The organism is Streptomyces sp. NPDC058086, from assembly GCF_042885015.1.
Lineage (GTDB): Bacteria > Actinomycetota > Actinomycetes > Streptomycetales > Streptomycetaceae > Streptomyces.
Genome location: NZ_JBHVST010000001.1, coordinates 104,064 through 117,371, shown reverse-complemented (window position 1 = coordinate 117,371; position 13,308 = coordinate 104,064). Strand labels below are relative to the sequence as shown.

Genomic DNA, 13,308 nt, shown 5'->3' with positions numbered 1-13,308 from the left:
GGTTGAACACCCTCAGTTTCCCACCGGAGGGACGACACCACCCACCGCGCGGTGGCCCCTACTGGGGGCCGTACTTCCGGCCCGTCTTCGACGTGACTCCGCCCAGCAGTCCTCGCGGCGCCACCTTCACCAGGCCCATCAGCGCCTTGTAGCGGGGGTCGGGGACGGACAGCGACTTGCCGCGGGCCAGGTCCGCGAGCGCCGCCGCGACCAGCTTGTCCGCGTCGAGCCACATCCAGTTCGGGATGTTGTCCGTGCCCATCCCGGCCCGCTGGTGGAACTCGGTGCGGACGAAGCCGGGAGCCAGCGCCATCAGCCGTACGCCGCTGCCCGCCAGATCCCGCGCCGCGCCCTGCGTGAACTGCACGACCCACGCCTTGGACGCCCCGTACGTACCCCGCGGCACGAACGCGGCCACCGACGCGACGTTGACGACTCCGCCCCGGCCGCGCTCCCGCATGGCCTCGGTCGCCGCCGACGTCAACCGCAGCACCGCCTCGCAGTGGACCTTGAGCATCGTCAGCTCGTCGGCCATCGACACCTCGAGGTAGCGGCCCTTGTTGCCGAAGCCCGCGTTGTTGATCAGCAGGTCGACCGGGTTCTTGCGGTCGGAGAGGCGGGCGGCCACCGCCTCGATGCCCTCGTCCGTCGCCAGGTCGGCGGTCAGCACCTCCGCCTCGATGCCGTGCCGGTCGTGCAGTTCGGTCGCCTGCTCGCCCAGCCGCTTGGTGTCGCGCGCCACCAGCACGAGGTTGTGCCCGTCAGCCGCCAGCCGCCGTGCGAAGGCGGCGCCGATGCCCGCGGTCGATCCCGTAATCAGAGCCGTTGTCATGGCCCAAGGCTAGTGACCTGACCAGGCCCGCCGCGCCCCCACCACCCAACGCCTGACGTTGCTCCACGAGTTCCCCGCACACCTCGGACGCCCCCGCCCCGCGCCCCCGCCCCGCGCCCCGCTTCGATCGGCTAGTCGCTGTGCCGTGCCACGTACTTCTCCGCCATCGCCAGCAACTCCGGGTGCAGCGCGTCGCCCGCGGCCAACACCCTTGGCAGCAGTGTCCGTTCGGTCGTCTCGGCGCGGAAGGCGAGGGCGACCGTCACCTCGTGGTCGGGCCGGTGCACGACCTCGATCGGGTCGCCCGCCCGGATCTCGCCCGGCTCGATCACCCGCAGATAGGCGCCGGGCGCGCCTTTCTGGGTGAACCGCTTCACCCAGCGCTGCTCGCCGACGTGCCCCTGGAACGTACGGCAGGGGATGCGCCCGCAGGTGACTTCGAGGACCACTTCGGAGCCGACGCGCCAGCGCTCGCCGATCCGCGCGCCGGACACGTCGAGCCCCTGGGTCGTCAGGTTCTCTCCGAACGCGCCGCTCGCCAGCGGCCGGCCGAGCTCGCGCCCCCAGTCGTCGAGGTCCTCGCGGGCGACCGCGTACACCGCCTGGTCGTTCCCGCCGTGATGACGCAGGTCGCACACCGCGTCCCCGGCGAGGCCGCTCGCGCCGACCCCCTTGGGCCCGGGTGCCGCCACCCGCACCGGCCCGCCCACCGGCCGCTTGTCGATACCGGTCACGCCCTCGGGCTGGTCCGTGTACGGGACGGCCCGCGGGCGGCCGATGTTCAAGGACAGAAGCTTCATGACAGCACGCTAGGCGATGAGAGCCAAAGCGGCGACGCGATATTCGCCGCCGTACCCAAGGATCACTTATGCTCGCAAGGTGATCGAGGCCCGTCATCTCCGTGTCCTGCGCGCCGTCGCCGCCACCGGCTCCTTCTCGGCGGCGGGACGGGAACTGGGCTGCACCCAGCCCGCCGTCAGCCAGCAGATGAAGGCGCTCGAATCGTCCGTCGGCACGCCGCTGCTCATCCGCACAGGTCGCGAGATGCGCCTCACCCAGGCGGGCGAGGCGCTGGTCCGGCACGCGGCGGGCATCATCGCGGGCCTGACCGCCGCCGAGGAGGAGGTCGCCGCGATCGCGGGCCTGCGCGCGGGCCGGGTCCGGCTCGTCTCCTTCCCCAGCGGCAGTTCCACGCTCGTCCCCACGGCCCTCGCCGCGCTGCGCGCCGCGCATCCCGGCACCCGGGTCTCCCTGGAGGAGGCCGAGCCGCCGGAGTCCGTCGAGAAGCTCCGGGCCGGCGACTGCGACATCGCCCTCGCGTTCCGCTACGAGGGAGCCGCGGGTGCCGAGGAGTGGGACGACCTGGTCGTACGGCCCCTGCTGCGGGACCGGCTCGTCGGGCTGGTCCCCGAGAGGCACCGGCTCGCGCGGGCCGGGTCGGTCGCGATCGCCGAACTTGCCGGGGAGCCGTGGATCGCGGGCTGCCCGCGCTGCCGCGGACAACTGGTCGAGGTCTGCCGCGCCGCGGGCTTCGTGCCCCGCATCGACTTCGCCACCGACGACTACCCGGCCGTGGTCGGGCTGGTCGGCGCGGGCCTCGGGGTCGCGGTCCTGCCGGAGCTCGCGATCGAGTCCGTACGCCCCAAGGGCGCACGCACCGTGACGGTGGAGCCGCCGGTGCGGCGCGAGATCGTCGCGCTCACCCTGCCGGACCTGGCACAGGTGCCGGCGGTGGCGGCGACGCTCGACCAACTGGCGCGGGCCGCGAGCCGCTGACGCCGCCCAAAAGCGGCTGACGCCGCCAAAAAGCATGGGCACGCGTGCGCGTGCCCGACGGTGGACCGAAAAGCAGAAACGTTCCTTCAGTTGTTCGAAGCGGGATCGCCGCTCCCGGTGGTCGACGCCGCCACCAGCCGGTTGCGCGCCCGCCCCATGAGTTCCTCGCGCTCGTCCTCGGTCAGGCCGCCCCATACGCCGTACGGTTCGCGCACCGCCAAGGCGTGCGCCGCGCACTGGGCTCGTACCGGGCACCGCATGCAGACCTCTTTGGCCGAGTTCTCGCGAGCGCTCCGTGCCGCACCGCGCTCGCCCTCCGGGTGGAAGAAGAGCGAGCTGTCGACCCCGCGGCAGGCCGCGAGGAGCTGCCAGTCCCAGAGGTCCGCGTTCGGACCGGGAAGGCGGGAGAAATCTGCCATTGCTTTGTCCCCTTGTTGCCGTTCTGGGCCGCTCTGTGCCCACCGACCGTACATCTACGATCTAAGGAGATGAAAATATGACTCATTGCGAATCTAGCCGCAGACACCAGCAAATGGGAAGAAAACAGGCTGAATGGGGCATAGGTTGTGATGAAACGTTGAGGGTCCGTTGCACATGTCTGCATCGTGTCCACGCCCTCACGTAGAGTGCCGAAGACGACGGACTGCCCCGTAACTCTTTCGAGTGACCATCGTTGAGAGTGCCGAGGCGGTTGAAGGAACAAGCGCTCGGGCAGACGGCAGTTCCGTCGGCGAGTGTCGACCGCACAGATGACGATTCGTACCAGCCTGGAGGCTCAAGGTGACGCGCATCAGCTGCGGAGGGCGGCCATGACATCCGTCCTCGTCTGCGACGACTCCCCGCTTGCCCGAGAGGCGCTCCGCCGTGCGGTGGCGACCGTGCCCGGCGTCGAGCGCGTGACGACGGCAGCCAACGGCGAGGAAGTCCTCCGCCGCTGGGGTGCCGACCGCTCGGACCTGATTCTGATGGACGTACGCATGCCCGGACTGGGTGGCGTCGAGACTGTCCGGCGGCTGCTGTCCGCCGACCCCGGTGCGCGCATCATCATGCTCACCGTGGCCGAGGACCTGGACGGTGTGGCGCTCGCCGTCGCCGCCGGGGCCCGCGGCTATCTGCACAAGGACGCCTCCCGCGCGGAGCTGCGCGCGACCGTGACCCAGGCGCTCGCCGACCCCACCTGGCGGCTCGCCCCGCGCAGACTGCGGTCGGCCGAGATGGGCGCGGCGCCGACGCTCACGGCGCGTGAGATCCAGGTGCTGGAAGGCATGAGTCACGGTCGCTCCAACGCCGAGATCGGCCGCGAGCTGTTCCTCTCCGAGGACACCGTGAAGACGCACGCCCGGCGGCTCTTCAAGAAGCTCGGCGCCTCGGACCGCGCGCACGCCGTGGCGCTCGGTTTCCGGTGGGGTCTGGTTCGTTAGGTGAGCCGTCGCGGGGGTACGACGCACCCCGCCTACCTCATGGTGGGCGGGGCCGACAACAGGGCCCGCCGAGTGCCCGCTGCTCGTTTCGCCGCGGATGCCGCATGCTTGAGGTGTGGAGTTCCTCGGGGACGAGTCGGTCGAGCGGAAGGGGAGGGCGACGGAGATGAGTTCCGGCGCACCTGCTCATAACGCTTCGGTGCACAACTACGGACGCGGTGCCACGGACAAGACGACGCCGAGGCACCATGGACCGATGCGCGACGACGAGACGACGGTGATCGGTGCGCTCGTCCATCGCGCGGTCGACGGCGACGAGCAGGCCACGCACGACCTGCTCGCGCATGTACATCCCTTGGCGTTGCGCTACTGCCGCACCCGCCTCTCCCGGCTTCCGGGCGACGCGCGGCACTTCGTCGAGGACCTGGCCCAGGAGGTCTGCGTAGCGGTGCTTCTCGCACTGCCGCGCTACAAGGACACCGGGCGCCCCTTCGAGGCGTTCGTCTTCGCCATCGCCGCGCACAAGGTCGCCGACCTGCAGCGCGCCGCGATGCGCCACCCCGGTTCGACGGCGGTTCCCTCGGACGAGATGCCCGAGCGCCCCGACGACTCCCTCGGCCCGGAGGAGCGCGCTCTCCTCAGCAGCGACGCCGAGTGGGCCAAGAAACTCCTGGCCAACCTCCCCGAGAACCAGCGCGAGCTGCTCCTGCTGCGCATCGCGGTGGGCCTCACGGCCGAGGAGACGGGCCAGATGTTGGGAATGTCACCGGGCGCCGTACGGGTGGCCCAGCACCGCGCACTGAGCCGGTTGCGGGCGCTGGCGGAGCAGTAGGCGGGTCTCAGGGGTCTTGGGCCACCGGGACCTCTGGGGACGCGTCGGCCGGCGAGGCGGGGCAGCCCTCCCAAGGGGCGGACCGGTTTTTCCTCGGGCGTGGGGCTCGCGTCGCACTCCCGCGGGGACCGGGCCCCGGCCCACAACTGAACGGCATCGCCACCCCGCCCGTACGAACCTACGAAGCCCAAGGGCGGTCCGAACCGTGGAATGGGAGAGCCTTGCTTCCCGTTAGCATGGACATCCGCACCGATCAAGGCCATTTGGGGAAGGTGTCATGACTGCCAACGTCGACGGAGTGCCCGCCAAATTCGCGACACTCGGGCTGACCTACGACGACGTGCTGCTGCTGCCGGGCGCCTCTGAGGTGCTGCCCAATGCGGTCGACACCTCGTCCCGCATCTCCCGCAACGTACGTGTGAACATCCCGCTGCTCTCCGCGGCGATGGACAAGGTGACCGAGTCGCGCATGGCGATCGCCATGGCCCGGCAGGGAGGCGTCGGTGTACTGCACCGCAACCTCTCCATCGAGGACCAGGTCAACCAGGTCGACCTGGTGAAGCGCTCCGAGTCCGGCATGGTCACCGACCCGATCACGGTGCACCCGGACGCGACGCTGGCCGAGGCCGACGCGCTGTGTGCCAAGTTCCGCATCAGCGGTGTCCCCGTCACCGACGGGAGCGGCAAGCTGCTCGGCATCGTCACCAACCGTGACATGGCCTTCGAGACCGACCGTTCGCGCCAGGTGCGCGAGGTCATGACGCCGATGCCCCTGGTCACCGGCAAGGTCGGCATCTCCGGCACCGACGCCATGGAACTGCTGCGCCGCCACAAGATCGAGAAGCTTCCGCTGGTCGACGACGCGGGCGTCCTCAAGGGCCTCATCACGGTCAAGGACTTCGTGAAGGCCGAGAAGTACCCGAACGCCGCGAAGGACGCCGAGGGCCGCCTGCTGGTGGGTGCCGCCGTCGGCGCCAGCCCCGAGGCCCTGGAGCGCGCTCAGGCGCTGGCCGAGGCCGGGGTGGACTTCCTGATCGTCGACACCTCGCACGGGCACAACAGCAACGCGCTCAACTGGATGGCGAAGATCAAGTCGAGCGTGAACGTCGACGTGATCGGCGGCAACGTCGCCACCCGTGACGGTGCCCAGGCCCTGATCGACGCAGGCGTCGACGGCGTCAAGGTGGGTGTGGGCCCCGGCTCGATCTGTACCACCCGTGTGGTCGCGGGCATCGGCGTCCCGCAGGTCACCGCCATCTACGAAGCGGCCCTCGCGGCCCGTGCCGCGGGTGTCCCGGTGATCGGTGACGGTGGTCTGCAGTACTCCGGCGACATCGGCAAGGCGCTGGCCGCCGGTGCCGACACGGTGATGCTCGGCAGCCTCCTGGCGGGCTGTGAGGAGTCGCCCGGCGAGCTGCTCTTCATCAACGGCAAGCAGTTCAAGTCGTACCGCGGCATGGGCTCCCTCGGCGCCATGCAGTCCCGTGGGCAGGGCAGGTCGTACTCGAAGGACCGCTACTTCCAGGCGGACGTGGCGTCCGACGACAAGCTCGTGCCCGAGGGCATCGAGGGGCAGGTGCCCTACCGCGGCCCGCTGGCCAACGTGCTGCACCAACTCGTCGGCGGTCTGCGCCAGACCATGGGGTACGTGGGCGCCGCCACCATCGACGAGATGGAGTCCAAGGGCCGGTTCGTCCGGATCACCTCGGCGGGCCTCAAGGAGAGCCACCCGCACGACATCCAGATGACGGTCGAGGCGCCGAACTACAGCCGTAACGACTAGCCGTACATGCGCTGACGACCAGCCGTACATGTACGTGAGGGCGGTCCCGGAGGTTCCGGGGCCGCCCTTGTCGTAGGTGTCGGGGATACTGGGAGGCGCAGAAGCGAAGAGGGAAAGGCCACACACGTGACTGAGATCGAGATCGGGCGCGGCAAGCGCGGCCGCCGGGCGTACGCCTTCGACGACATCGCCGTCGTCCCGAGCCGCCGTACGCGAGACCCGAAGGAGGTCTCGATCGCCTGGCAGATCGACGCCTACCGCTTCGAGCTGCCGTTCCTGGCGGCCCCGATGGACTCGGTCGTCTCCCCGGCCACCGCGATCCGCATCGGCGAGCTGGGCGGCCTGGGCGTACTGAACCTCGAAGGCCTGTGGACGCGCTACGAGGACCCGCAGCCGCTGCTCGACGAGATCGCCGAGCTGGACGCGGACACCGCGACCCGCCGCCTCCAGGAGATCTACGCCGCTCCCATCAAGGAGGAGCTGATCGGGCAGCGCATCAAGGAGGTGCGCGACTCGGGCGTCGTCACCGCGGCCGCCCTGTCGCCGCAGCGCACGGCCCAGTTCTCCAAGGCCGTCGTCGACGCGGGCGTGGACATCTTCGTCATCCGCGGTACGACGGTCTCCGCGGAGCACGTTTCCGGTGCCGCCGAACCGCTGAACCTGAAGCAGTTCATCTACGAGCTCGACGTGCCGGTGATCGTCGGCGGCTGCGCCACGTACACGGCGGCGCTGCACCTGATGCGCACGGGCGCGGCCGGTGTCCTGGTCGGCTTCGGCGGCGGTGCCGCGCACACCACGCGCAACGTGCTGGGCATCCAGGTCCCGATGGCGACCGCCGTCGCCGACGTGGCCGCGGCCCGCCGTGACTACATGGACGAGTCCGGCGGCCGCTATGTGCACGTGATCGCGGACGGTGGTGTCGGCTGGTCCGGCGACCTCCCCAAGGCGATCGCCTGCGGCGCCGACTCGGTGATGATGGGCTCCCCGCTGGCCCGCGCCACGGACGCGCCCGGCAGGGGCCACCACTGGGGCATGGAAGCGGTCAACGAGGAGCTGCCGCGCGGCAAGAAGGTCGACCTCGGCACCGTCGGCACCATCGAGGAGATCCTCACCGGGCCCTCGCACATCCCCGACGGCTCCATGAACATCTTCGGCGCCCTCCGCCGCGCCATGGCCACCACCGGCTACAGCGAGCTCAAGGAGTTCCAGCGCGTCGAGGTGACGGTCGCGGACTCGCAGCACAAGCGCTAGCGGTAGCGGTACGGCGGCTCGTACGACGCCGAAGGGCCCGTCCACCATGAGGTGGGCGGGCCCTCGCGCATGCCGGGCGGGGTTACTGACCGGCCTTCTTGGCGCCGGAGAAGGCCGCGTAGGCGGCGATGGCGAAGAAGAGGAAGGTCAGCGGGTCGGCCTGGGCCTTCCAGGCTTCCTGGACCACGTCGAAGTGCTGGAAGAAGATCTCGTTGAAGCCGACGCCGATCTCCTTGGCGCCGATCATGGCCTCGCCGACCAGCTGGCCGAGGTAGACCGAGGCCACCGACAGGATCACGCTGGCGATCGGCAGGATCGGGTTGCGTCCGCCGACGCGGCCCGCGGCGAGGCCGATCACGAAGCCGACGCCGACGGCCGCCCAGCCGATCTCGTGCTTGGTGAGGCCGATGATGACTCCGTAGAGGCCCGCCGCGACCAGGGCGGCACCGACGGCGGCCGCGAGGCCGAGCCCGAGCTTGTCGCGCACCGGAGCGGCCGGGGCGACGGGGGCCATCGGGAAGCCCGGCTGGGGTGCGCCCTGCGGGGCACCCTGCTGCGGGATCCCGGCCTGGGCGGCGTCCTGCGGCGGCGCGGACGGCTGGCCCGGCTTGCCGGCGTACGGGTTCTGGCCCGCGTACGGGTTGTCGACCGGTGGACCGGACGGCGGCGGAGACGACTGACTCATGTGGTTCCCCCCAGGGATGTGAGCGCACACCTGAGAGCGCCCGGGACACGGGCGCACTGGTGTGCGAGAGCTGACGCACAGTAGCAGTCGGCAGTGACATCCCGTCCAGGGGTTTCGCCGGGGTCAGAGTCGGTGCGCGGCTCCGGTCGGGGTCGCGCCCCTGGTGTCCAGCAGGAGCTGGGCCTTCACGGAGAGCCCCTGGAGGTCGTACGTGCGGTGCTGTTGGAGCAGGATCGTGAGGTCGGCGTCGGCGGCGGCCTCGTAGAGGAAGTCGGCGCGCGGGACGGGGCGGCCGAGGACGTTCCAGGCCGGGACGTGCGGGTCGTGGTAGCTGACGGTCGCGCCGAGCTCCATCAGCCGCAGGGCGATCTCATGGGCGGGCGTGCCCTGTTGCTCGGCGAGGTCGGGCTTGTAGGTGACGCCGAGGAGGAGCACGCGCGCGGCGCGGGCCGATTTCCCGTGCTCGTTGAGGAGCGTGGCGGCGCGCTGGATGACGTACCGCGGCATGTGGCTGTTGACCTGCTGGGCCAGTTCGACCATTCGGAGGGTGCGGCCCGAGTGGCCCGCCAGGTCCTGGGCGATGCCGTGGCCGCCGACGCCCGGCCCCGGCCGGAACGCCTGGAATCCGAACGGCTTGGTCTCGGCGCAGCGGATGACGTCCCACACGTCGACGCCCAGGTCGTGGCAGAGCACGGCCATCTCGTTGACCAGGGCGATGTTGACGTGCCGGTAGTTGTTCTCCAGGAGTTGCACGGTCTCCGCCTCGCGGGGGCCACGCGCGCGTACGACCTTGTCGGTGAGGCGCCCGTAGAAGGCGGCGGCCGACTCGGTGCAGGCGGGGGTGAGGCCGCCGATGACCTTGGGGGTGTTGGCGGGGGTGAAGTCCCGGTTGCCCGGATCGACGCGGCTGGGCGAGTACGCGAGGTGGAAGTCGCGTCCCGCGCGCAGGCCCGAGCCCTCTTCGAGGAGCGGGCGCAGGAAGCCCTCGGTGGTGCCGGGGTGGACCGGCGACTCCAGGATCACGGTGGTGTGCGGGCGCAGCCGTTCCGCCAGGGTGCGGGCGGCCGAGGCCACTTGGCCCAGGTCGGGGGTGCCGTCCGGGCCGGGTGGGGTCGGGGCGCAGATGACGGCCGTGCGGACGCGGCCGAGTTCGGCGGGGTTGGTGGTGGGCCGGAAGCCCCCCGAGAGCATCCGGCGCAGTTCGGCCGGGGTGAGTGAGCCGCCTTCCGGCCCGGTCTTGTAGCCGAGCGTGGGGATGCCGGCGGCGACGGCGGCCTGGGCCAGGGGCAGGCCGAGATGTCCGAGTCCGATGACGGCGAGATCTGCGGGCATGGCGTGGGCCGTCCTTCCCAGTAACCGAAGCGGGACAGGTGCGCAAGCCCTGTGGACAGAACGGGCGAGCGCAATGTCAGACTAGGAGTAAATATGACCGATTTACGGTATTGGGTGGGCGAGTTTCCGGGAGTGTTGTCCACAGGCTGGGGGCGCGTGGTGGCCGATGACGGACATCACGGTCAGACTTTGGGGCAGGGGGACGTGAGCCGGGCGTAGCCGGACAGGTGCGGCCAGCGCTACAGACAGCGGGAGGCAGCGGTGAGGACAGCGAAACTGGGGCCGGCGGAGCGCGCCGAGTCCCTGGCGGGAATGGCCGAGCGTGAGCTGGATGTGCTGGTGGTGGGCGCGGGCGTGGTCGGTGCGGGGACGGCGCTCGACGCCGTGACGCGCGGCCTGTCCACGGGCCTGGTCGAGGCGCGCGACTGGGCGTCGGGCACCTCCAGCAGGTCCAGCAAGCTGATCCACGGTGGCCTGCGCTATCTCGAGATGCTCGACTTCGCCCTCGTGCGCGAGGCCCTGAAGGAGCGTGGACTCCTTCTGGAGCGGCTCGCACCGCACCTGGTGAAGCCGGTGCCGTTCCTCTACCCGCTCCAGCACAAGGGCTGGGAGCGGCTGTACGCGGGTTCGGGCGTCGCGCTGTACGACGCCATGTCGATGACGAGCGGACACGGACGAGGACTGCCCGCCCACCGCCATCTGACGCGCAGCCACGCACTGCGCATAGCACCCGCCTTGAAGAAGGACGCGCTGGTCGGCGCGTTGCAGTACTACGACGCGCAGGTGGACGACGCCCGTTATGTGGCCACGCTGGTGCGCACGGCGGCGGCGTACGGCGCGAAGGTCGCCAACCGTGCCCGCGTGACCGGATTCCTGCGCGAGGGCGAGCGCGTGGTCGGCGCCAGGGTGCAGGACGTCGAGGGCGGCGGGGAGTACGAGATCCGCGCCAAGCAGATCGTCAACGCCACGGGCGTGTGGACCGACGACACCCAGGCCATGGTGGGCGAGAGAGGCCAGTTCCACGTACGGGCCTCCAAGGGCATCCACCTGGTCGTGCCGAAGGACCGCATCAACGCCGCGACGGGCCTGATCCTGCGTACCGAGAAGTCCGTCCTCTTCGTGATCCCCTGGGGGCGGCACTGGATCATCGGCACCACGGACACCGACTGGAACCTCGACAAGGCCCACCCCGCGGCCTCGAGCGCCGACATCGACTATCTGCTGGAGCATGTGAACTCGGTGCTCTCGGTGCCCCTGACCCGCGACGACGTGGAGGGTGTGTACGCGGGACTGCGGCCGCTGCTCGCGGGCGAGTCGGACGCCACCAGCAAGCTCTCGCGCGAGCACACCGTGGCCCATCCGGTGCCGGGACTGGTGGTCGTGGCGGGCGGCAAGTACACGACCTACCGGGTGATGGCCAAGGACGCGGTCGACGAGGCGGTGCACGGTCTCGACCAGCGGGTCGCCGAATGCGTCACCGAGGACATTCCCCTGCTCGGGGCCGAGGGGTACCGGGCGCTGTGGAACGCGCGGGCGCGGATCGCGCAGCGCACCGGACTCCATGTGGTCCGCGTGGAGCATCTGCTGAACCGGTTCGGTGTGCTGGCCGAGGAGATATTCGAGCTCATCGCCGCCAACCCCGCGCTGGGCGAACCCCTTCCTGCCGCCGAGGACTACCTCAAGGCCGAGATCGTCTACGCCGCCTCGCACGAGGGTGCGCGGCACCTGGACGACGTGCTCACCCGGCGCACCCGTATCTCCATCGAGACCTTCGACCGCGGTACGCGCAGCGCCCGCGAGGCCGCCGAGTTGATGGCGCCGGTCCTCGGCTGGGACAAGGACCAGATCGAGCGCGAGGTGGAGCACTACGAGAAGCGGGTCGAGGCCGAGCGGGAGTCCCAGCGCCAGCCGGACGACCATACGGCGGACGCGGCGCGGCTGGGGGCGCCGGACATCGTGCCGCGCTGATCGGGCCGCGCTGCCTACGAGGGCCTGCCCGGGAGGTCCCGTGAATGTCACTCGAACGGGTGTCGCGAGCTGGGATCTTTGCTCGAAACCCGGCCGTTCTACTGGGTGCGGGGGCAGAACTCGGCGGCGAGCAGTTCGGGTTCCAGGTCCGGGTCCTCGATCCCGTCCGTGTTCACCCGGACGGTGAGGACACGACGGCCGTCGACGCTAGCCGCGGTGCGCACGTAGCTGCCGGATATGTGGCCGTTGTGCCCCCACACCGTGGTGCCGCACGACAGCTTCACCGGATACAGACCCATGCCGTACAGGCCTTGTGCGGCGCGGGTGTCGAGCATCTCGCGCAGTTGGCGGGGCGGGAGCAGGTCGCCGGCGAGCAGGGCCGCGTAGAAGCGGTTCAGGTCGGCGAGCGTGGTGACCAGCTCACCCGCCGCGCCGGCCACGCGCGGGTCGAGGGCGGTCACGTCGGTGCCGTCGGCGGAGTAGGCGCGGCCGTGCGGGGAGGGCAGCGAGGTGCGGGTGCCGGGGAAGGAGGTGCCCGTCAGACGAAGGGGGTTGATGACGCGGCGCTCGGCTTCGGTGGCGTACGAGTGGCCGGTGACCTGGCGGATGACCATGCCGAGCAGGACGTAGTTGGTGTTCGAGTAGGCGAAGCGGCCGCGGGCGGCCGGGGGGTGGGTGAGTGCGATGCGGACGGCCTGGAGCGGGGTGAGGGGGACGGTGCCCTTGGTGTCATCGGTGAAGTCGTACAGGCCGCTGGTGTGGGTGAGCAGGGAGCGCAGCGTCAGACGCCGGCCGTCGTTGCCCGCGCCGCGCACCAGACCCGGTAGGTGAGCGTCCAGGGTGTCGGACAGGGACAGTCGGTGCTCGGCGGCGAGTTGCAGCACCACGGTCGCGATGAACGTCTTGGTGATGCTGCCCGCGCGGAAGTGGTCGCCGCGGGCGATGCCGTCACCGGCGTGGGCGAAGCGTGCGCCGGAGGCGTCACTGGCCAGCAGCGCGGCGGCGGGAGCCTTGCCGCGGGTGACCAGAAGGGGGAGCAGACGGCGGAAGGCGCGGGTGGCGCCCGTTGCCGGGGCGGCGGCGGGAGAGTGTGAGCCCGTCGGGGCCGCGGACCTGGGGGTGTGACGGGCGGCCGAGGGTGTGGTGGAGTGGGAAGGGCCGGCGGTCGGCATCAGTCGCGGCAGACCGATCGGGGCCAGGACGAGGACGGCCAGAGACACGGGTATGACCAGGAGTGTCCGAGGTGTCCGGGGCGCAGGCATCGGCGTTCCTTCCTTGTTGCGGCACATCATGGGGGACGGACCTGTGCGCACGAGCGGGCGGTCCGCAGGTGAGGGGCGTGCCGGTCGCCGAGGGCTTGTCGGCCGAAGGGCCCCCTGGGCGCTGAGCGCTTGTCGGGTGAGGGACAATGAAGGCTCTGTCAGGGCG

General features: G+C 70.8%; 12 protein-coding genes. 6 read left to right on the top strand and 6 right to left on the bottom strand.

From position 1 onward, the window contains the following. Positions 1-58: 58 nt before the first annotated feature. Together ACFVWD_RS00470 and ACFVWD_RS00465 are read right to left on the bottom strand one after the other, a co-directional pair. Positions 59-832 carry an SDR family NAD(P)-dependent oxidoreductase gene (locus ACFVWD_RS00470; RefSeq protein WP_389593024.1) on the bottom strand — a complete coding sequence of 258 codons (774 nt, stop codon included), beginning with the start codon at positions 830-832 and terminating at the stop codon, positions 59-61. Between the two features lie 131 nt (positions 833-963). Then, positions 964-1,632, bottom strand: a complete 669-nt coding sequence (locus tag ACFVWD_RS00465; protein ID WP_389593023.1) for an MOSC domain-containing protein — start codon at positions 1,630-1,632, stop codon at positions 964-966. 79 nt (positions 1,633-1,711) lie between these two features. Between ACFVWD_RS00465 and ACFVWD_RS00460 the strand changes: the two genes are divergently transcribed. Next, the gene (locus tag ACFVWD_RS00460) at positions 1,712-2,608 is read left to right on the top strand and encodes a LysR family transcriptional regulator (RefSeq protein ID WP_168510402.1); all 897 of its coding nucleotides are present in this window, start codon (positions 1,712-1,714) and stop codon (positions 2,606-2,608) included. Between the two features lie 86 nt (positions 2,609-2,694). On the opposite strand, the gene ACFVWD_RS00455 is transcribed toward ACFVWD_RS00460, so the two are convergent. Beyond that, the gene (locus ACFVWD_RS00455; protein WP_060901471.1) at positions 2,695-3,027 is read right to left on the bottom strand and encodes a WhiB family transcriptional regulator; all 333 of its coding nucleotides are present in this window, start codon (positions 3,025-3,027) and stop codon (positions 2,695-2,697) included. Between the two features lie 390 nt (positions 3,028-3,417). Here ACFVWD_RS00455 and ACFVWD_RS00450 point away from each other — a divergent pair, with 390 nt between their 5' ends. The 4 genes from ACFVWD_RS00450 (at position 3,418) to ACFVWD_RS00435 (ending at position 7,895) form a co-directional block, all read left to right on the top strand. Further along, the gene (locus ACFVWD_RS00450; protein WP_003948568.1) at positions 3,418-4,029 is read left to right on the top strand and encodes a response regulator transcription factor; all 612 of its coding nucleotides are present in this window, start codon (positions 3,418-3,420) and stop codon (positions 4,027-4,029) included. Positions 4,030-4,285: 256 nt separating this feature from the next. Further along, entirely contained in the window at positions 4,286-4,861 is a 576-nt protein-coding gene (locus ACFVWD_RS00445) for a sigma-70 family RNA polymerase sigma factor (protein ID WP_060901477.1), read from the top strand. Positions 4,862-5,138: 277 nt separating this feature from the next. After that, positions 5,139-6,644, top strand: a complete 1,506-nt coding sequence (gene guaB / locus ACFVWD_RS00440) for an IMP dehydrogenase (RefSeq protein WP_101400163.1) — start codon at positions 5,139-5,141, stop codon at positions 6,642-6,644. A 126-nt stretch (positions 6,645-6,770) separates the two neighbouring features. Beyond that, positions 6,771-7,895, top strand: coding sequence for a GuaB3 family IMP dehydrogenase-related protein (locus ACFVWD_RS00435; RefSeq protein WP_067366955.1), 1,125 nt, complete (start codon positions 6,771-6,773; stop codon positions 7,893-7,895). An 82-nt stretch (positions 7,896-7,977) separates the two neighbouring features. Here ACFVWD_RS00435 and ACFVWD_RS00430 read toward each other — a convergent pair whose 3' ends face one another. Next, a complete protein-coding gene (locus tag ACFVWD_RS00430; RefSeq protein ID WP_389593021.1) occupies positions 7,978-8,580 on the bottom strand; it encodes a hypothetical protein in 603 nt (200 codons plus the stop codon). A gap of 123 nt (positions 8,581-8,703) precedes the next feature. Then, positions 8,704-9,912, bottom strand: coding sequence for a nucleotide sugar dehydrogenase (locus tag ACFVWD_RS00425; RefSeq protein WP_389593020.1), 1,209 nt, complete (start codon positions 9,910-9,912; stop codon positions 8,704-8,706). Between the two features lie 261 nt (positions 9,913-10,173). Between ACFVWD_RS00425 and ACFVWD_RS00420 the strand changes: the two genes are divergently transcribed. Continuing rightward, a complete protein-coding gene (locus ACFVWD_RS00420; protein WP_389593019.1) occupies positions 10,174-11,880 on the top strand; it encodes a glycerol-3-phosphate dehydrogenase/oxidase in 1,707 nt (568 codons plus the stop codon). A gap of 98 nt (positions 11,881-11,978) precedes the next feature. Here ACFVWD_RS00420 and ACFVWD_RS00415 read toward each other — a convergent pair whose 3' ends face one another. Next, the gene (locus tag ACFVWD_RS00415) at positions 11,979-13,142 is read right to left on the bottom strand and encodes a serine hydrolase domain-containing protein (RefSeq protein WP_389593017.1); all 1,164 of its coding nucleotides are present in this window, start codon (positions 13,140-13,142) and stop codon (positions 11,979-11,981) included. Positions 13,143-13,308 lie beyond the last annotated feature (166 nt).